Origin of the sequence: Sphingopyxis sp. QXT-31 (genome assembly GCF_001984035.1) — a bacterium.
Lineage (GTDB): Bacteria > Pseudomonadota > Alphaproteobacteria > Sphingomonadales > Sphingomonadaceae > Sphingopyxis.
The window spans coordinates 3,164,086-3,182,262 of sequence record NZ_CP019449.1 but is presented as its reverse complement, the minus strand read 5'-3'; the positions used below and the strand labels follow the sequence as shown (position 1 = coordinate 3,182,262).

The window sequence follows — 18,177 nt, the reverse complement described above, 5'->3', positions numbered from 1 at the left end:
GGAAGGGCCGCGCGGCAGGCGTCGTTCAGGCGAGGGGAGGGTTCAGGGGAGGCGCGAGGGCGCGCGAAGCGAGGCGCATCGCGGGCAGCGCGAAGTGCAGGCCGCCGGAAAAAAAGGGCAGATCGTCATGACCCGAAAGGGCCTGATCGGATGCGACCGGGCAATTATGGTGACTGCCGTGGAGGTCGGCGTCCTGCTGACCTTTTTGCGTGTCCTTGTCCGACGCATGGCCCGGCTCGACATGGTGCGAAAGATGCGAATCCGTCGCATGGTGCGTCATGCCCGCCATCGCCGGCGCAGCATTGTGAAGCCCGCTGAGCAGCAGGATGAACACAAGCAACAGGCGAAGGGGAGCGGCGGCCATGGTCGCGCCCCTAACAGCGAATGGCTTGTTCCGGAAGTCCAAAACCGGATCAGCCCTTTCAGGCGTCGCGTTCGGCCGCCGACCGGGCCGCCTCGATCAGTACCGCCAGGCCCTCCGGCATCGGCATCGGATCGAAGGCGCTCACTCGCGCGCGGCCGTTGTTACCGGCCGGGAGCCGGCCGGTCAGCGAGCCTAGCGGCACGAGCAGGAACCGCACTACCTGACCGGCGGCTTCGCGGCTATCGCCGAGTTCGATCGCATAGCGGAACATGTGCCAGTGCGAGGCCAGATGCGCGCCCATATAGGGCTGGCTCAATATATGTTCCCATTCCAGCGCCCGCCACGCGGCGGCTTCATCGCCGGTTCGGCTTGATTCGCGGAAAAGGCGATATTGGTCGCGCAGGAGCGGCGCGACGATGGTCCGGGTCAGCGGCTTGGCAGTCGACGTGATCATGCTGGGTCCCCCTTTTTGTCCAGGGCAGGCTTTTGCACCCTGTAGTAGATACAGGGTCAAGCTCTCATGTTGCCGCTCGGCGCCTCGATGCGCGATTTCCGATTTACCGCCCTGTCCAAGACGAATCCCTCCGCCCCGGCACAGCCCGGTACAAAGGAGGACAGAAGCAATAGCGTAAGTCCGGAAATAAGATTGCAAGACAATCGTAGAACTATTGTGCTTAACGCCCGATTGTTCGACGGATATCCTGTTCTTATAGAGGTCCTAATAAGTATTTCTAGGACGGATAAATGGCTCGATTGCCATCATGAGATAACATTACAGCACTCGTTCGGGGGTTAGAAGAGTGCCGCCGAAGTTGATTGAAAATCTTCTACTTTTCACCGCGCTATTTCGATGCTAGGAGCCGGTTCCAATGCGACGGATAATCCTCCTCTTGCTGACCTTTCTCCTTGCATCCGGAACGGTTGCGGGATCGCTCGCGCATGCGACCGAGGATCGGGCCGAGGCGAGCCTTTTTGTCGCGGCGATCGAAGCCGGCTGCGTGAGTGCGCCGGCTACCGAAAGCGCCGAGTCCGACAAGAAAAATTCCTCGTCCGGCGAAAAGCAGCAGGTGCCTGCCGCCGCTCATGGTTGCCATGGCCACCATTCGGGCGTCCCGGCGGAAACGCTTTCGGCAGCGACCGAAACCCCTGCCGCTGAAGCGCATGCGCGCATTCTGACGGCCGCCTTGCCGCCCGTCGCCTATATCGGGACCTTTCGCCCTCCAATCGCCTGACGCTCTAGGTCTGCGCGTGCCCTTCGCGTGCGCTTCTCCCTGGAAACGTCAGGAGTCTCTTTTTCATGAAATCCATAGTTGTCGCCGCGAGTCTCGTGGCGCTCGTTGCAGGCGCAAATTCCGCGCCCGCCGCTGCCCAGTCGGCAGCGACGGAGCAGGTGGGACCGCCTTCTTCGGCAGGCCAGGCCGTGCGTGCCGGCCCGCTTCCCGCTCGATTGTCCCTCGCGCAGGCGATGGAGGAGGCCGACGCGCGCTCGCCGCGCGTGGTTGCCGCCGAAGCCGAAGTGGAGGCTGCTCGCGGTCGCCAGCGTCAGGCGGGCTATCGCTTCAACCCCATCCTTAACGTCGACGTCGAGAATTTCGCGGGCACCGGCCCCTATTCGGGACTAAACGGCCTCGAATCGACGGTGTCGGTCAATCAGCGTCTTGACATCGGCGGCCGGCGCCGTGCGCGCATGACGCTAGCAGATGCCGAGTTCCTCGCCGCGCAATATAGGCTCGAGATTGTCCGAGCCGATCTCGCGCTCGAGGTTCGCAACCAGTTCGCGACGGCACTCGCAGCCCGCGACAGTCTGGCGCTCGCGCGCGAGAATGAAGCGCGCGCCCGCGAACTCGTCCGCGTCGCACAGGCGATGGTCGATACGGGTAACGAGCCGCCGCTGCGTGCCTTCCGTGCCAATGCGGCGCTGGTCCAGGCCACCGCCGAACTGCGCACCGCCGAGGCCGAGGAACGGACAGCGCGCCGTTCGCTGGCAGCGCTCCTCGGCAGCTCGGTTGCGCCGGCCGAACTGGTCGAAGGCGACCTGTGGGTGATGCCCGCATCGGTGGACTCGCTGGCCACGCTCGACGTGCGGCTTGCCGAAACCGACCGCCTCATCGCCGAAGCTCGCCTCCGAGGGCAGCGCGCCGACGGTCGCCTCGACCCGTCTGTTGGCTTCGGAGTGCGGCAACTTCGCGACACGGGCGATCGTGCCCTCATTGCGAATGTCTCGGTGCCGCTGCCGATCTTCGATCGCAATCGCGGCAACATCTCGGCGGCCAAGTCCGACGTCGCTGCCGCCATCGCGCGGCGGGAAAATGCGGTCGTCAACGCCGAGGCAGAGATTGCCAATGCGCAGGCCGAACTCGAAGCCGCCGAGGCCCGCCTCGCGGCGCTCGAGGGCAGCGGGATCGAGCAGGCGCGCGAAGGCGTCCGGCTCGCCGAGCTCAGCTACCGCGCCGGCAAATCGACGCTGGTCGAACTGATCGACGCGCAGCAAGCCTATGCCGCGACGCAGGCGGAGCTGATTGCGGCCCGGCAGGCCCGCGCCGAAGCGCGTGCGATCCTCTCGCGTCAGGCCGCGGCCGAGGGCGACGCGGATCACCAGCCATGAGCGTGCCGGTCCCAGCAATCAGCGGGGCCGTCCGCCCCGCCATCCTTCTCAATCAACAGGGGTGCGCCGCCGGTCGGCGCGCGAACCGCATCAACAGCGGAGACAGAATATGATCACCAAGGACAAGCGCCTCCTCGGCACCGTCGCGGGCGCAATGGCTCTCGCGGCCGTCACCGGTTTCGGTGTCGCACGTTGCACCGCCGATCCGGCGCCGGCTCCGGCGGCTGAAGGCGGTGCGGAAGCGGCGAGCGAAGCTCTTCCCAACAACCTCGTCATCAGCCCCGAAGCGATCAAGTCTGCCGACATCGGCGTCGAAACGATCGCATCGGGCGGCCTCGGCTCCGAAATCATCTCGCAGGCGACCGTCACTGCGGCACCGAGCGGCGAGGCTATCGTGACCGCGCGGGCCGGCGGTGCCGTCACCCGGCTTTTCAAGCGGCTCGGTGATCCGGTCCGCGCCGGAGAGACGATCGCCATCGTCCAGAGCCGTGACGCTGCACAGATAGCGGCCGAGCGGGTCGCAGCCGATGCGCGCTCGACGCTGGCGCAGAAGAACCTCCACCGCGAGAAGACGCTGCTCGATCAGAAAGTGTCCGCTCGCGTCGATTATGAGCGAGCGCAGGCCGAGGCGGCGGCTGCCGCGGCGGAAGCGCAGCGCGCCCGCGCCGCTGCGAGCGCGGCGCAGGTCACGCGCGATGGCAGCAGTGTCATAGTGGCAAGTCCGATCTCGGGGCGGATTACGGCCGAGAACGCCAGCCTTGGCGCCTTTGTCCAGCCTGAAACCGAACTGTTCCGCGTTGCCGATCCCAGCAAGGTGCAGATCGAGGCCGCGGTTGGTCCGGCCGATGCACAGCGGCTCTCGCCCGGAGATCGTGCGATCATCGAACTTCCCGACGGCCGGACGATCGATGCCCGCGTGCGGGCTGTGACTCCTGGCCTGTCCGGCGACACGCGCTCGGCAACCGCCGTGCTCGACGTGCCCGGCGCCTTGCAGCCGGGCCTTGCGGTCCGGGTACGTCTGCTTCCGAGCCGCGGCGCCGAAACCGGTGGCCCCGCCCGAATCGTGATCACTGACGAAGCCCTCCAGACGCTCGAAGGCCGCGACGTGGTGTTCATTCGCACGAAAGAAGGCTTCCGTGCGCAGCAGGTCACCGTCGGCCAACGCAGCGCGGGCCGCGTCGAAATCCTCTCCGGGCTGAAGCCCGGACAGATGGTCGCGACCGAGAACGCCTTCCTGCTCAAGGCCGAACTCGGCAAGGGCGCGGGCGAGGAGGAATAGACCATGATCGCGAAACTGATGGCGCTATCCGTCCGCGCGCGCTGGGCGGTACTCTTTCTCTTCCTCGTGATCGCGGGACTCGGCGTATGGCAGCTCACCAAGCTGCCGATCGACGCGGTTCCCGACATCACCAACAAGCAGGTGCAGATCAATACGATCGATCCGCGTCTTTCGCCGGTCGAAATCGAGAAGCTCGTAACCTACCCGATCGAAATCTCACTCGCCGGCATTCCGGGGCTCGAGACGACGCGTTCGATCTCGCGCAACGGATTCAGCCAGGTGACGGCGATCTTTACCGATGAAACCGACCTCTATTTCGCGCGCCAGCAGGTGGGCGAACGGCTTCTCCAGGCGGGCGAGAACCTTCCCGACGGGGCTCAGCCGCAGATTGGCCCCGTGACAACGGGGCTGGGCGAGGTCGTCATGTATACCGTCGGCTACAAATATCCTGACGGGAAGGGCGCCAAGAAAGTCGCCGGCCAACCCGGCTGGCAACCCGACGGCAGCTATCTGACCCCCGAGGGCGATATCCTCACCGACGAGATTGCCAAATCGGGCTATCTTCGCACGGTTCAGGACTGGATCGTGAGCCCGCAGCTCAAGTCGGTCGGCGGCGTCGCCGGCGTCGATTCGATCGGCGGCTATGCCAAGACCTTCGTGGTCGAGCCCGATCCGACGCGGCTCACCAGCTACGGCATTTCCTACAGCGAGCTCGGCGAAGCACTCGAACGCGCCAATCTCGCGGTCGGGGCCAACTATTATAACCGGGCGGGCGAGGCCTATCTCGTGCGCGTCGATGCGCGCGTCCGTTCGGTCGATGAAATCCGCAACGCCGTCGTCGCGACGCGCGGCGGCGTGCCCGTCACGGTCGGACAGCTCGCCAATGTGAAAATCGGCGGCGACCTCAGAACCGGTGCGGGCAGCATGAACGGCAAAGAGGCGGTGATCGGCACCGTGCTGATGCTGATCGGCCAGAACAGCCGGACTGTCGCCGAAGACGTCTCGGCTAAGATTGCGCAGGTGTCTAAAACCCTGCCGCCCGGCGTCGAAGTGAAGGTGGTGCTCGACCGCGCTAAGCTGGTCAATGCAACGGTCGGCACGGTCGAAAAGAACCTCACCGAAGGCGCGGTGCTCGTGGCGGCCGCGCTCTTCTTCCTGCTCGGCAACTGGCGCGCGGCGATCATCGCGGTGCTGGTCATTCCCTTCTCCTTCCTGATGATGGCGATGGGCATGAACGCGTTCCGCGTGCCCGGTAACCTGATGAGTCTCGGCGCGCTCGACTTCGGTCTGATCGTCGACGGCGCGGTTATCATCATCGAAAACTGCCTCGCCAGATTGGCGCACCGGCAAGAGCATGAAGGGCGTTTGCTCAATCTTCGCGAACGTCTCGAGGAGACGATGCGCGCCAGCCAGGAGATGATCAAACCGACCGTCTTTGGGCAGGCGATAATCCTGCTCGCCTTCGCGCCGCTGCTGATGTTCACGGGCGTCGAGGGCAAGACCTTCTCGCCGATGGCCATCACCATCATGCTCGCGCTCGTTGCCGCCTTCATTCTCGCTATCACGCTGGTTCCGGCGCTTGTCGCGCTGATGATCCGCGGCAAGGTTGCCGAGAAGGAAGTCTGGGCAATCCGCAACTTGAAGGAGCGCTATCTGCCGCTGCTCGACAAGGCGATTGCCAAGCCCTGGCCTTTCATCGCCGGCGGCTTTGCTTTCTTCCTCCTCGCCATCCCGGCGTTCGGCCTGCTTGGCTCGGAATTCATTCCGCAGCTCGATGAGAAGAATATGGCGCTCGCCTCGACGCGCGTGCCGTCGGTCAGCCTCGAACAGTCGCTTGCGATGCAGCGCAACGTCGAGACAGCCATCTCTAAATTGCCCGAGGTCGAGCTGATGTTCTCGAAGACCGGTACAGCCGAGGTCGCGACTGATCCGATGCCGCCGAACATCTCGGACGGTTTCATCATTCTGAAACCGCAAGACCAATGGCCCGTCGGGGTCGATTCCAAGGCCGACGTCGTCGAGCGCATCGAGAAGGCCGCTGGCGGCCAGCTCGGTCAGCTCTACGAGGTCAGTCAGCCGATCGAGCTTCGCTTCAACGAACTGATTGCGGGTGTCCGCGGCGACGTCGCGATCAAGCTCTATGGCGACGACCTCGACAAGATGTCGCTCGCCGCGAACGAGATGGTGAAGGTGCTCCAGGGCATTCCGGGAGCGGGCAGCGTCAAGGCCGACCAGGTCGGCGGGGCTCCGATGCTCGACGTAACGCTCGATCGCAACGCGATTGCGAGGTACGGCCTGTCGGTCCAGGAAGTCGCCGACACCGTGTCGGCAGCGCTCGGCGGGCGCGAATCGGGCCTGCTCTATGAGGGCGACCGGCGCTTCGACATCACCGTGCGCGTTCCAGACGCAACGCGCGTGAATCTCGACGATATTCGCGCGCTTCCTGTCCTCCTTCCTTCGGAAGGCGGCAATCGCGGGCAGATACCGCTCGCGCAAGTGGCGCAGATCCGGCTGACCGAAGGACTCAACCAGATCAGCCGCGAGAATGGCAAGCGGCGCGTCGTCGTGCAGGTGAACCTCGAAGGCCGCGATGCGGGGTCCTTCGTGACGGAAGCGCAGGCGAAGATTGCCAATGTGAAGCTCCCGGCGGGCTATTATCTCGAATGGGGCGGGCAGTTCGAAAGCCTGCAGGCTGCATCGAAGCGGCTTTCCATCGTGGTTCCGCTCTGCTTCGCGGGCATTTTCATCCTGCTCTACATGGCGCTCGGCACCTTCGGACGCGCGACCGCCGTGTTCCTCGCGGTGCCGCTGGGCCTCGCGGGCGGGGTGTTCACCCTCGCGCTTACCGGGATCAATTTTTCGGTGTCTGCGGCGGTGGGCTTCATCTGCCTTGCCGGCGTCGCGGTGCTCAACGGTCTCGTCGTCATGACGGCGATCCGCGAGCGGCTCGAGAATGATGTCCCGCTCACGGAGGCAATCCGCGAGGGTATGACCGAGAAGATGCGTGCGGTGATCATGACCGGTTTCGTGCCCGCGATCGGCTTCGTGCCGATGGCGATCGCGACCGGAACCGGCGCCGAAGTGCAGAAGCCGCTCGCGACTACCGTCATCGGCGGCCTCATCGCGGCGACCATCCTGACGCTTCTCGTCCTGCCCGCGATCGCCAAGGTCGTACTCGGAGCCGACTGGCAGCCGAAGTTCCTCAAGCGGAAAGCGGAGCCGGCCACCCAGCCGGCTACGGAATAGGGAGATAATGTCATGACAAAAGCATCCAAGCTCTTGCGCATCTACACTGACGAATCCGCATTCTTCGGCGACCGGCGAGCCTTCGAATTCATCGCGGAACTTGCGCGGCAGCAGAAGCTCGCGGGCGTAACTGTCCTTGAGGCGGTGCTCGGCTTCGGTCGCTCGGCGCATCTCCATCGCCGCCACGCGCTGGAGAATGACCGGGCGGTCGTGATCGAGATCATCGACGAAGAGCAGCGGCTCCGCGATTTCGCGGCGCAACTGGGGGAGATACCCGATATCGGGCTCATCACCCTCGAAGCGGTAGATATCCTCGGCGGCAAATCCGCTGCGGAGCCTCCCGATGTTCAGAGCTGACCGGCAACTTGCCGGTTTCCACCGCGGCGCAGGCCCCCGGCCTGCGTCGCGGACCAGCTTGCGCGAGCGAGGAGGTCTCCGATGTTCTCGGTAGGCACCTCGCTCCGCTTGCCAGTTCCGATCGGTCGCGTCTGGCGTCTTCTCGTCGATATCGACCGATATGGCGACTGGCACCCGACGCTGCGGTTCACCGACCGCTCGGGCGACGACGAGCGACTGGGCTATGTCTATTCACCGCGCGGCAAGCGGGGTCCGGAATTTGCCTCCGAGGGGCGCATCACCGCTCTCGACTGGCTGACCGGTTTCTCGTGGCGGACAGGTACGCGCGGGCTGCTCGTCATTGAGGAAAGCTACCGGCTCGAAAAGCTTGGGCAGGGGGTGGAGGTTACGCATCGTATCGAATGCGCGGGTCTCTTTTCGTGGCTCGGATACCCCGTTCTTCGACGGGTTTGCAGCGTTTTTCTCAAGCGCTCTAACACGGCGCTTGAACAGCAACTCCGTCGCACGACGGTTCAGTCCCGATACGCCCGGCCTCGCGGGCGGCGCGCTTGAGGGACAATGAGATCTTGGCCGCCGGGAGCCCTTGGCTCCTTGCCCCCGCCACCCGGTCGAGGGTCACTGGCGGTCAAGGAGGTGCGGGAGTGGGTCGCGTCCCACCAAGACTCCCGCACCTCATCCTTCCGGGAGGGCCGGACATTGCCTGACCCTCCCGGATCAGATGGAAAAAAGGATTGCATCATGAGTGATCAGCTGCGGCTCGATATTCCGCTTCTTCTCCCCGAGGTCGCCGATACTGCCGACCGCTGCGTCGCGCGCCTTACGAGTGAGCTCGAAGGACGCGAGGGGGTCGACAAGGTCCATGTGATCCGCACCAGCGACGGCTCGCCACCGCAGCTCTGCATTCATTATCGGCCGGATATCCTTCCGCTCGAACGGGTGCGGCAGCTGGCGCGTAGCGCCGGCGCCGAGCTCACCGGCCAATATCAGCATCTCTTCTGGGACGATCTCGAAGGCGTCGGCCACACGCGGCGCGCGCGGACGGTCGGGCTTCGGCTTCGCGAAATTCCGGGCGTCATCGAGGCCGAAGTCGGCGCGGCGGGGACGCTGCGCGCCGAGTTCCAGCGCTCGGAGACCTCCATCGAAACGATTAGAATGGTGCTTTCGGATATGGGCGTTACCCGGAAATCGGCTGCCGTCGCCGCGGCTGTCCCGGCACAAGCCGGCCACGAGCATGGTGATGATGGCCATGATCATGGCCCTGATCATGCCCACGGGTCCGACCACAAGCATGGCCACAAAGGCTCCGACGACCATGATCATGGTCACGATCATGGGGGCATATTTGGCGAGCGCACCGAGTTGATTTTCGCTCTGCTCTGCGGTCTCGTTCTTGGCATCGGTTTCACCATCGAGAAGTTCGACGTCGCTCGCGAATGGGTAAGTTTCAGCTTCTATCTTGCCGCTTATGGCTTCGGCGGTTGGTTCACCGTCCGCGAAGCGATCGAGAATCTGAAGCTCAAGCGCTTCGAGATCGACACGCTGATGCTCGTTGCCGCGGCGGGCGCGGCGGCCCTGGGTGCTTGGGCGGAAGGCGCGTTGCTGCTCTTCCTCTTCAGTCTTGGCCATGCACTCGAGCATTATGCCATGGGCCGGGCAAAACGTGCGATCGAGGCGCTGGCGGAGCTCGCGCCGCAGACCGCGATCTTGAAGAGCGCCGATGGTAGCACCCGCGAAGTGTCGGTCGAACTCCTGCAGATCGGCGATACGGTCGTGGTCAAGCCCAACGAGCGGCTCCCGGCCGACGGCTTCGTGACCGTTGGCCGCACCGCGGTCAATCAGGCTCCCGTCACAGGCGAAAGCGTGCCGGTCGACAAGGAGCCGGTCGCGGACCGGGCCTTGGCGGCGGCCAAACCCGATGGCTTGGATGCAAAATACCGCGTGTTTGCAGGCACGATCAATGGTCATGGCGCGATCGAGATCGCGGTCACGCGCCTCGCCGCCGATACCACGCTCGCGAAAGTTGTAAAAATGGTGAGCGAGGCGGAGACGCAGAAATCGCCGACCCAGCGCTTCACCGACAAGTTCGAGCGCATCTTCGTGCCGAGCGTGCTCGCGCTCGTGTTCGTCCTGCTCTTCGCCTGGGTCGTCGTCGACGAGTCTTTCCGCGACAGCTTCTACCGCGCCATGGCGGTCCTCGTCGCGGCAAGCCCCTGCGCGCTCGCGATTGCGACGCCGAGCGCCGTCCTGTCGGGCGTCGCGCGCGCCGCGCGGGGTGGCGTGCTCGTCAAGGGGGGCGGTCCGCTCGAGAATCTCGGCTCGCTGACCGCGCTCGCCTTCGACAAGACGGGCACGCTCACCGAGGGCAAGCCGCGCATCACCGATGTCGTGCCCTCCACTGCTGTGCCCAAGGAAGAGTTGCTCCGCATCGCGGTCGCGGTCGAGCGGCTCAGCGACCATCCGCTTGCCGCCGCGATCGTGCGCGATGGCGAGGCCATGCTGACCTCGGCGCGCGTGCCGGTTGCGGACGATCTCAACAGCCTCACGGGGCGCGGCGTCACCGCCAAGGTCGAGGGCGAAACCGTCCTGATCGGCAAAGCCGAGATGTTCGGCGCCGACGGCATCGCGCCGATCGGCGACGAAGTGGCGACGGCGATTGCCGGCCTCCGCGAGCAGGGACGCACGACGATGGTGGTCCGTATGGGCGACCGCGACCTGGGTGCGATCGGCTTGATGGACACGCCGCGCGAGGCGGCGCGCACGGCGATCGCCAAGCTCCGCGAGCTCGGTATCGGACGGATGATCATGATCTCGGGCGATCATCAGAAAGTAGCGGAATCGATCGCGGCCGAAGTCGGGATCGACGAGGCGTGGGGCGACCTGATGCCCGATCAGAAGGTCGACGCCATACGCGATCTCAAGGCCGAGCAGCCGGTCGCGATGGTGGGCGACGGGGTCAATGACGCGCCCGCGATGGCGATCGCAACCGTCGGCATAGCCATGGGCGCCGCGGGGTCGGACGTCGCCCTAGAAACCGCCGATGTCGCGCTCATGGCCGACGATCTTGCCCATCTGCCCTTCGCCATCGGGCTCAGCCGGCAGACGCGGCGGATCATCCGCCAGAATCTCGTGGTGAGCCTCGGCGTCGTCGTCGTGCTCGTGCCGGCAACCATCCTCGGGCTGGGCATCGGCCCCGCGGTGGCCGCGCATGAGGGCTCGACATTGGTCGTGGTCGCCAACGCGCTGCGGCTGCTCGCCTATCGCGACCGCAGCGCGGCCTGAGAGGCCGGCGCGGCGGCGAGGCGAGACCGGAAAGGGGAGAGCGGATGAACTTCAAGAATATCTCGGCCTGGTCCATCCGGAATCCGATCCCGCCGCTCGTCATGTTCTTCGGTCTGACCGTGGCGGGAATCGTCTCCTTCCTCATGATGGGGGTGCAGAGCGATCCCGACATCGATTTTCCGGGGGCGATCGTCATCATCGCGCAGCCGGGCGCCGCACCCACCGAACTCGAAACGCAGGTCACCCAGCGCGTCGAGGCCGCGGTGCGCACGATCGAAGGGATCGACGAGCTCAACTCGACCGTCACCGAGGGCCAGTCGCAGACCTTCGTCCAGTTCGCGATCGGGACGCCGATCGACCGCGCGGTCACCGACATCCGCGACAAGATCACCCAGATCCGCAGCAACCTCCCGAACGGCATCCTCGAACCGCAGGTCATCCGCCTGTCGACCTCGGGCAACACGCTTGCCTATTGGTCGGCTTCGGCCACCGATATGACGCTCGAAGAGTTGAGCTGGTATGTCGATAATGTCGTCGCCAAGCGGCTGATCGCCGTCCCCGGCATGGGCGACGCGTATCGACGGGGCGGCGTGAGCCGCGAAATCCGCGTCATCCTCAACCCCGAACGCATGCGCGCCTATGGCCTCACCGCCGCCGCGGTGAACACCCAGCTCGTCCAGCTCAACGTCAACGCTGCGGGCGGCCGGATGGAGGTCGCTGGATCGGAGCAGGCGGTGCGCATCCTCGGCAATGCGAGCAGCGCAAACGCGCTCGGCGAAACCCTCATTTCGGTCGGCACCAACCGCACCGTGCGCCTCGCGGACATCGCTGAGGTCAAGGATCTCTATGCCGAGCAGCGCTCAGTCTCTAAGCAGGACGGACGGCAGGTGCTGACCTTCGGGTTCGAGCGCGCGAAGGGTGCCTCCGATGTCACCGTCTATGACGCGGCGGTCGAGGAGCTGCGCAAGCTCGAGAAGGAAAACCCCAAGGTCAAATTCACCGAGCTGTTCAGCGATATCGAATATACCAAGGGCCAATATCATTCGGCGATCAACGCGATGGTCGAGGGCGCGATTCTCGCGGTCGTCGTCGTCTTCCTCTTCCTGCGCGACTGGCGCGCCACCTTGATCTCGGCGCTCGCGATCCCGCTCTCGGCGGTCCCGACCTTCCTCTTCATGGACCTGATGGGCTTCTCGCTCAACATGATGACGCTGCTCGCGCTCAGCCTCGTTGCCGGCGTGCTGGTCGACGACGCGATCGTCGAGATCGAGAATATCGTGCGCCACATGCGGATGGGCAAATCGGCTTATCAGGCTTCGATTGACGCCGCCGATGAGATCGGCCTTGCGGTGCTCGCGACCACCATGACGATCGTCGCGGTCTTCTTGCCCGTCGGGCTGATGCCGGGGGTAGCCGGGCAATATTTCAAGAATTTCGGGCTGACCGTCGTCGCGGCGGTGCTGATGAGCCTCGCGGTCGCGCGCCTGATCACGCCGATGCTCGCGGCGTATTTTCTTGCCGCGCAGGGTCCGCAGAAGCATGGCGAAGGCCCACTTATCGACACCTATATGCGCGTCCTGCGCTGGAGCCTCGATACCCGGGCCGCCGACGCCGCCCGCGCCCGAGGCGGTCGCTGGAAATGGCTCGCCTATCTCAAGGATCACCGGCTCTGGGTCGTCGGTATCGGGGTACTTGCGCTCTTCGCGACCATCTTCAGCTTCTCGTTGCTGCCGATGACCTTCCAGCCTTCGATCGATTCCGACACGAGCCGCGTCGCCATCCAGCTCGCACCGGGGGCAACGCTCGAACAGACCGAGGCGGTGGCCGACGAGGTGACCGATCTCATGAAGCGCGATTCGCTCGTCGAGTCCGCCTTGTCGCGGATCGATGTCGGCACAGCGACAGTGTATCTGAAATTGCGCAAGGACCGCGAGCTCACCTCCACCGAGTTCGAAAAGGATCGCGCGCCGCGGCTGGCTGCGGTTCCCGATGCTCGCATCAACTTCCAGTCGCAGCATGGCGGCGGTGGCGGGAGCAGCCGGGACATCTCGATCACGCTCGGCAGCGACGACCCGAAGAAGCTCGAAGATGTCGGCAACCGGCTGCTTGCCGAAATGGCCAAGGTTAAGGAAATCCGCTCGCCGCGCGTCGAGGGCAATCTTCAGCGTCCCGAGATCGTCATTCGCCCGCGCTTCGCGCTCGCCGCGCAGCTTGGCGTCACCACCCAGGCTCTCAGCCAGTCGATCCGCGTCGCGACGCTTGGCGAGATCGACCAGAATAGCGCGAAATTCTCGCTGTCCGACCGGCAAATCCCCGTCCGCGTCGCGCTTGCGGAAAGCGCGCGCGAGCGGCTCGATACGCTCCGCAATATGCCAGTTCCGACCCGGAACGGGGGAACGGTGCCGCTGTCGGTCGTGGCCGAGATCGGCTTCGGCGCCGGCCCGACCCAGATCAATCGCACCAACCAGGTGCGCCAACTCACCATCGGGGCCGACCTTGCTCCAGGTCTCGTGACCGGTCAGGCGATGGAAAAGGTCGAGGCGCTGCCGGCGCTCAAGACGCTGCCCGCCGGGGTCGCCCGGCTGGTGCTCGGGAGCGCCAAGTGGCAGGCCGAGATGCTGCGCAACTTCGCGATCGCGGTGGTGTCGGGCATCTTCCTCGTGCTCGCTGTGCTGATCTTGCTCTATCGCAAGATCATCCCGCCCTTCGTCAACATGGGCTCGCTCCTGCTCGCTCCGCTCGGCGGCGCGATCGCGCTGCTCTTGACCGGCTATCCGCTGTCGCTCCCCGTCTTCATCGGCGTGCTGATGCTGCTCGGTATCGTCGGCAAGAACAGCATCCTGCTCGTCGACTTCGCGATCGAGGAAATGGCGTCCGGCGTGCCGCGCGACGAAGCGATCGTCGACGCCGGACACAAGCGCGCGCAGCCGATCCTGATGACCACGGTCGCGATGGTCGCGGGCATGATCCCGACCGCGCTATCGCTCACCGGCGACGGCGCATGGCGCGCGCCGATGGCGGTCACCGTGATCGGCGGGCTCATCCTGTCGACGATGCTGACGCTGCTAATCGTACCGGCATCCTTCAGTCTCGCGGCGGGCTTCGAACGCCGGATGGCCCCGCGCCTGCGCCGCTGGTTCACGACCGGCGGCGCGCACGCCGATCCCTTGCCCGCGGGGGCCACCGACATCGGCGCGGCGCAAGGCCCGGTCGCCGATCGATAGAGGAGTTAAGCTGATGGAGTTCGAGCGGGAGCATGACCTCCCCTATAGTCCGGAACAGATATGGGCGGTCCTCGGCGACTTCGAGAACCACCGGATATGGAATCCCTATGTCCGCATCGAGCGATTGGCCGAGGATCCGATCGCGATCCGCTATTCGATGCGCATGGATCCGCACAAGCCCAAGTTTCTCGAAGTGTCTGCGACGGTCCTTTCCGCGCGTCCCGGGGAGGAGCTGATACTCGACGTCAAGCCGAGCTTCATCCTCCAGTTCGAGGAGAGCTATATCCTGACCCGGACGCCGGAAGGTACCAAATTCCTCCATCGCTATCGCTGCCGCGGACCCTTTGCCTGGCTCCGGCTTCCCGGCATTAAGACGAGCTTTCAAAGGATGCTCGCGTCGATCGACGGCATCCTGCTCAGCTATCTCAAGTCCAAATACAGCAAGCCGCAATCCCTGCCGCGCCGACCGAAGCCCAAGTTCAAAGGTGGCCGGCGATAACGAGCTTTCCGCTTCTCGCGCCTCATAAATGGCGGCCGCTCGGCGCGGCATGGGCGATTGCGCTCCTGTCGAGCCTCGCCGTTCTCTTTGTCGGCGAGGTCATGGGCCAGGCGCCGTGCGACCTCTGCTGGTTTCAGCGCGCCTTCATGTTCCCGCTTGCGATCATTCTCGGCATCGCCGCCTTCAAGTCGGACCGCGCCGTTGTGCCTTACGGGCTGGCGCTGGCAGCGGGAGGCGGCCTCATCGCCCTCTATCATAGCCTGCTCTACGTCGGCGTCATTCCGGCCCCGATCGTCCCCTGCACCGGCGGCCCGTCCTGCTCGGGCGAGAGCATGGCGATCGGAGGGGTGCCGCTGCCCCTGCTGTCGCTCGCCGCCTTCGCTTCGATCCTCACCCTCTTGCTGACTTTCCAAAGGAGACTGAAATCATGAACAGACGTATCGGTGTCGTTGCCACGCTTGTCTTCTCGGCCCTCGCCTTCACCGGCGGCGCGATACTCTACAGCGGAACCGCCGAGGGCGAACCCACGAAAAAGGTCGTGGCAGGGCCCGTCGACAGCCTCATTCGTCCGCACTCGCCAATTATCGGCCCCAAGAATGCGCCCGTCACCATCGTCGAATTCTTCGACCCCTCGTGCGAGGCCTGCCGCGCCTTCTATCCGACGGTGAAGGGCATCGTTGCCAAATATCCCAAGGATGTGCGTCTCGTGATGCGCTACCTGCCGCTTCATCCCGGCTCGGCCGAGGCGATCGTGATCCTCGAAGCCGCGCGCGTGCAGGGCAAGCTCGAGCCGGTGACGGCCGCGCTGCTCGAGGCGCAGCCCGACTGGCATGACGGCAAGATGGACGGCGCCTGGGCTGCCGCCGAGAAGGCCGGCCTCAACGTCGCGAAGGCGCGCGCGATGCCGACCGCCGATGCGATGGCCTGGATGGAGCAGGACATCGCCGACGCGCGAGCAGTCGGTGTCCGCGGCACCCCAACCTTCTTCGTCAATGGCGAGATGCTTGTGCAGCCCAGCCCCGAACAGGTCGAGGCGAAGGTTCAGTCCGTGGTCGCGGCGATGGGGCAATGAGCCGGCGCCCCGCGCTTGGCTCTTCTGCCGGGAGCGGGGTGTCCCTTGGACGGGGTAAGCGAGCCGCGCCAGCAACTCGTCCTGCCGCAGCACTGGCCCGAGTGATCCACCGGCTCGTGTTCGGGCGCGATATTCACAGTGCGTTCAATGACGAAGGGGGAGTTTGCAGGTCATAAAAAGGAGAGACAGACATGCGAAAATTCGTGCAGTTCGCGGCGGCGCTGCTCGCATTTGCGATACCGGGCACCGCAATGGCTCAACATCATGGTGATCGTGGCGGCTGGAGTGGCAGCCATGATGCTCCGCGCGGACATGACCGCGATTACCGGCCCGCTCGGCACAGCGTCCCCACTTATGACCACGACCGGGGCTATCGTTCCTACGATTCCCGTTATCGCGGCAATGCTCATCGGGACGAGCGGCGCGATCGATACGAACGGCGCTACCAGAAGAGGCGACAGCATCATCATCACCGGGGCCGTCACTGGCGAGGCTAGGCGCGGCGAATGTCGTCTCCGCGTCAGGTAGAGCGACCTCTCTGATCGACAACAACCTTGCCTTGGTGCGCAAAGCCAAGGAGAGCATCGTCGGCGACGATAGCAGAGCCGCTTCAAAGGCAGGCGTAAGGCTGCGCCAACCAGCAGGCCGTGCTGACCTTCGAAACCGTTTGCCAGCGCAGGGCCGTTCATACGCGGTCACAGTTCATGGAGCCCATTCGGGCAACCGGATTAAAGCCGCATCGCCCGCCGGGGCTACCGCTCACGGATCATGAGTTCGGTCCCGGCATAGCGCTCCGGGCGGACATGCTCGAGACGCCGTGTCTTGCGACCGGCCTCGTCCATGAAAGTGACTTCGACGGTCACCGGTGTCATGGAGGCGAGGCCGAAGTGAAGCGGCTGCGTTCCTTGCGAATTATAGCCCTCGCCGGTCGAAACCTGACGCGTCGCGATGATCTTGCCTACGGCGTCGTAGAGCCGCACCTCGGCGCCCAGGCGGGTGAAGCGCCCGGCCTTGTCGAGTACGCGCACGGAAAGGCTGCGGCGGGCGGTTTGCTTGTCCAGATCGTTATGGAAGAGGAAATGGCCGCCGGTCGCGGTGTATCCGCGTGTCACCGAGAGATCGAGCGCGCCGTCGCGGTCATAGTCGATCCACTGGACGCCGTGGTCCGCGACATCGAGCGCGGAGCCGGCGGGCAGGATGTTTTCGAAGCCCTTGCCGCCGAGGTTGCGGTAGAGGCGGTTCGCGGGCTGCTGCGCGCCCGACTTGCCGGTGTAGGCGGCGACGAAGAGATCGAGCCAGCCGTCATTGTCGAAATCGCCCCAAGCGGCGCCGACGGCATGATTATCCTCCGCGAGACCGAGCTGCGGCGCGACATTCTCGAAGTTGCCGTCGCCCTTGTTGCGGTAGAGGCTGTTGACGCCGTAGCTCGCGACGAACAAGTCGAGTTCGCCGTCATTGTCAAAGTCGCCAACCGCGCAGCCGACGCTGCCATCTTCGGCCAGACGTCCGGGGCGGTCCATACCGAGCGCGGGAGCGACGTCGACGAAGCGCCCGCCGTCGTTGCGCCACAACGCGTCGGTTGCGCCGGCCTGGTTGGCAAGGAAGAGATCGAGATCGCCATCGCGGTCGTAATCGAACCAGCAGGCACCCACGGTCGGCCGCGCGTCGTCGCCTGCCTGTTCGGCGTCGACGCGCACGAAACGGCCCGCGTCCTGACGGAACAGCGCGTTCGGACCCGAGCGGTTCGAGGCGAAGAGATCGAGGTCGCCGTCATTGTCGAAATCGACCCAGCTCGATTGGCGCGCCGAGCGGCCGGGAGCGACGGGGGTGAGGTCTTGGCGGACGAAGCGGCGGCCGCTCTCATTGCGGAACAGAAGGTTGGCTTCGGTTGCCTTGGTGGCGCCGGCATAGAGATCGAACCAACCATCGCCGTCATAGTCGCCCCATGACAGACCGCGCATCTCGGCGCCGGAGACGGGAAGGCCCATGGCGGCACCGATGTTGGTGAGGGTTCCGCGATCGTTGCGGTAGAGGCGAATCTCGCCAGTCTTGATCGACACGGCGAGGTCGAGGTCGCCATCGCGGTCGAAATCTGCCCAGCTGTTGGAGAGCGAGCCGGGAATGGCGAAATCGGCGGTCTGGACGGGTGTGAAGGCGGGACCGGCCGTCCCGGCCGTCCCGCCGCCGGCAATGCCGGTCGACAGGACGGCCCAGGACAGGATCCGCATCAGTTCATCGCGCATGATGCGGAC

15 protein-coding genes are annotated in these 18,177 nt (G+C 65.0%); 11 read left to right on the top strand and 4 right to left on the bottom strand.

Annotated features, from left to right (window positions below; genetic code table 11):
- Positions 1-25: 25 nt before the first annotated feature.
- Both BWQ93_RS15230 and BWQ93_RS15225 read right to left on the bottom strand, forming a co-directional pair.
- Entirely contained in the window at positions 26-364 is a 339-nt protein-coding gene (locus BWQ93_RS15230) for a hypothetical protein (RefSeq protein ID WP_067179740.1), read from the bottom strand.
- Between the two features lie 58 nt (positions 365-422).
- A complete protein-coding gene (locus tag BWQ93_RS15225) occupies positions 423-818 on the bottom strand; it encodes a DUF3703 domain-containing protein (protein WP_067179743.1) in 396 nt (131 codons plus the stop codon).
- Between the two features lie 436 nt (positions 819-1,254).
- Between BWQ93_RS15225 and BWQ93_RS15220 the strand changes: the two genes are divergently transcribed.
- The 11 genes from BWQ93_RS15220 to BWQ93_RS15170 all read left to right on the top strand — a co-directional run bounded on the left by BWQ93_RS15220 (position 1,255) and on the right by BWQ93_RS15170 (position 15,925).
- On the top strand, positions 1,255-1,596 hold the full coding sequence (locus BWQ93_RS15220; RefSeq protein ID WP_067179745.1) for a hypothetical protein: 342 nt from the start codon (positions 1,255-1,257) through the stop codon (positions 1,594-1,596).
- Positions 1,597-1,811: 215 nt separating this feature from the next.
- The gene (locus BWQ93_RS15215) at positions 1,812-2,969 is read left to right on the top strand and encodes a TolC family protein (protein ID WP_232314624.1); all 1,158 of its coding nucleotides are present in this window, start codon (positions 1,812-1,814) and stop codon (positions 2,967-2,969) included.
- 109 nt (positions 2,970-3,078) lie between these two features.
- Positions 3,079-4,248 (top strand): efflux RND transporter periplasmic adaptor subunit, encoded by a 1,170-nt coding sequence (locus BWQ93_RS15210; protein WP_067179751.1) that lies wholly within the window; start codon positions 3,079-3,081, stop codon positions 4,246-4,248.
- Positions 4,249-4,251: 3 nt separating this feature from the next.
- The gene (locus BWQ93_RS15205; protein WP_148650765.1) at positions 4,252-7,494 is read left to right on the top strand and encodes an efflux RND transporter permease subunit; all 3,243 of its coding nucleotides are present in this window, start codon (positions 4,252-4,254) and stop codon (positions 7,492-7,494) included.
- 12 nt (positions 7,495-7,506) lie between these two features.
- Complete coding sequence (locus BWQ93_RS15200; RefSeq protein WP_067179753.1) at positions 7,507-7,851, top strand: DUF190 domain-containing protein; 345 nt, start codon at positions 7,507-7,509, stop codon at positions 7,849-7,851.
- Between the two features lie 81 nt (positions 7,852-7,932).
- Complete coding sequence (locus BWQ93_RS15195) at positions 7,933-8,403, top strand: SRPBCC family protein (protein ID WP_067179755.1); 471 nt, start codon at positions 7,933-7,935, stop codon at positions 8,401-8,403.
- A gap of 186 nt (positions 8,404-8,589) precedes the next feature.
- On the top strand, positions 8,590-11,130 hold the full coding sequence (locus tag BWQ93_RS15190; protein WP_067179758.1) for a heavy metal translocating P-type ATPase: 2,541 nt from the start codon (positions 8,590-8,592) through the stop codon (positions 11,128-11,130).
- 44 nt (positions 11,131-11,174) lie between these two features.
- Positions 11,175-14,354, top strand: a complete 3,180-nt coding sequence (locus BWQ93_RS15185; protein ID WP_067179761.1) for an efflux RND transporter permease subunit — start codon at positions 11,175-11,177, stop codon at positions 14,352-14,354.
- A 13-nt stretch (positions 14,355-14,367) separates the two neighbouring features.
- Positions 14,368-14,853 carry an SRPBCC family protein gene (locus tag BWQ93_RS15180; RefSeq protein ID WP_067179763.1) on the top strand — a complete coding sequence of 162 codons (486 nt, stop codon included), beginning with the start codon at positions 14,368-14,370 and terminating at the stop codon, positions 14,851-14,853.
- Entirely contained in the window at positions 14,850-15,284 is a 435-nt protein-coding gene (locus tag BWQ93_RS15175) for a disulfide bond formation protein B (RefSeq protein ID WP_067179765.1), read from the top strand. Before BWQ93_RS15180 ends, BWQ93_RS15175 begins: the two co-directional genes overlap by 4 nt.
- Positions 15,281-15,925 (top strand): DsbA family protein, encoded by a 645-nt coding sequence (locus tag BWQ93_RS15170; protein WP_067179768.1) that lies wholly within the window; start codon positions 15,281-15,283, stop codon positions 15,923-15,925. The genes BWQ93_RS15175 and BWQ93_RS15170 overlap by 4 nt, the downstream gene beginning before the upstream one ends.
- 170 nt (positions 15,926-16,095) lie before the next feature.
- Here BWQ93_RS15170 and BWQ93_RS20875 read toward each other — a convergent pair whose 3' ends face one another.
- Both BWQ93_RS20875 and BWQ93_RS15160 read right to left on the bottom strand, forming a co-directional pair.
- Complete coding sequence (locus tag BWQ93_RS20875; protein ID WP_148650766.1) at positions 16,096-16,395, bottom strand: hypothetical protein; 300 nt, start codon at positions 16,393-16,395, stop codon at positions 16,096-16,098.
- 282 nt (positions 16,396-16,677) lie between these two features.
- Positions 16,678-18,168 (bottom strand): FG-GAP repeat domain-containing protein, encoded by a 1,491-nt coding sequence (locus BWQ93_RS15160; RefSeq protein WP_067179773.1) that lies wholly within the window; start codon positions 18,166-18,168, stop codon positions 16,678-16,680.
- Positions 18,169-18,177 lie beyond the last annotated feature (9 nt).